This is a genomic window from Moorena sp. SIO3I6 (assembly GCF_010672095.1).
Window position 1 is genome coordinate 1 of record NZ_JAAHHU010001180.1, and the last position, 1593, is coordinate 1593.

The 1593-nt window shown below is 34.7% G+C and carries 2 protein-coding genes; one reads left to right on the forward strand and one right to left on the reverse strand.

Annotation, left to right across the window (positions count from 1 at the left end):
- Positions 1–11: 11 nt before the first annotated feature.
- Positions 12–209 (reverse strand): hypothetical protein, encoded by a 198-nt coding sequence (locus F6K49_RS47450; protein WP_293109492.1) that lies wholly within the window; start codon positions 207–209, stop codon positions 12–14.
- 1211 nt (positions 210–1420) lie between these two features.
- Here F6K49_RS47450 and F6K49_RS54030 point away from each other — a divergent pair.
- Positions 1421–1593, forward strand: a 173-nt coding sequence (locus F6K49_RS54030) for a CPBP family intramembrane glutamic endopeptidase (RefSeq protein WP_366514339.1), incomplete at its 3' end; no start/stop codon positions are given.

A 1593-nucleotide genomic window follows, 5' to 3' on the forward strand; every position in this document is an offset into this window, starting at 1 on the left:
TCAATCGTTTGTTACAAGGAGTTGTGAGTAATCTTTGAATAGGGGTAATCATTTAGTAAAGGGAATAGGGAATAGGGAATAGGGAGTAGGCAATAGGGAATAGGCAATAGGGAGTAGGGAGTCGAGAATCGAGAATCGGGAGTCGGGAATCGGGAATCGGGAAAAAATCTGGTGTATCTAATTACTATGAGAATCCTTATTCTAGTCAATTAAGATCACCTTAAACCGGTTAACCTACCCTACGGCAACGCCAAAGGCGAACAACCTTTAACCAAATAATCCTGATTGAGTAAAAAAATTTAGGAAGAATAGCAGTGGTGTTTGCAGTTGGAATTCAAGGGGATCAAGACGTTTGTCATGCTGTTTCTTCAAGCTCCTTGTTTCTATCAGGGCTATCATTATGCCAATACAGGTGGTTAGATGTCCAAAGTGGCTCCAATTAACCACTTGACATCAGCTATCCCACAGGGCTTTCTGGATAGGGAAGTTAATTATTGCCATGTTGATAACTGATGAGTGGTTTCTGTTTTCAAGCTTGCCCACTCCCTCTGTTTTTGTCAATCCTCTCTATGCCATTGGTATGAAACGATTATAGTATATTACCTACCGAGCCAATGAACATCAAGAATACCAATTCCAAAAATAACTCTATCAACCTAATTATTTGGGGATTAGCTTGACAGTTTATTCCGTTATTAACTCTTGGATTAATTTTACAAAAAAATGAAAGTTTTTTAGCCTCATTGTATCCACCTTTATCTCTAATCATTATTTTACTGATTTTAGGATTACTATTATATGGATATGTGCCTCTTGTCAAAGGGTGCCGTCTATATATTCACGACAAGGGATATCCAAGTAATTGGGGATGGCTCGGATTATTAAGTTTGTGGGGGTTATCATTCCTATTACTTTTTCCGACAAAGAGAAATAAATTTTCTTCAGAAGAGTCCTTGGCTAAAAACTCAAGAAATCACCCCTTTAATAAGCTTAATATTCCCAAGTTCTTATTATATTGGTTTCTAGGTTTTCCAATTTCAATATTTACAATAATTTTTACAATTGTCGGATTGTTTTCCTTGGTGAATAACAGAGATTTTAGCGAGCTTATCGAAAATGCAGATTTTAACGCAGTAACTTATACAATTATAGAGTTATTTATCGGATTATTTTTATTTAGAGAGCTCCGAAGAGTTTGATTCGATTTAAGAAAATTTGAAATTTTAAATTTGGGTATTGTAAAGCAAAAAAAAATCTAAAGTTAATTTTTTTAATAGTTTTTTTTAAATATACTTTTGCTTGGGGCTTTAATTCGCTGAATTTATATGATATTTCATTTATTTTCCCAGATTATGTTGAAAACTTCATTAATGAATCAGAAGTAACAAATGTTATAGGGCTAATATTTTGGAGCTTTTCGGTGATTGTTTTTGCTCCATTGTTGGAAGAGCTGATTTGTCGTGGGATAATATTGCAGAAGTGGGCAATGAAATGGGGGATCAAATCCGGAATAGTTACCTCATCTTTATTATTTGCGATTTTCCATTTGCGATTCGATATTGTAGGCTTGTTCATTGCCGGAACTATATTGTC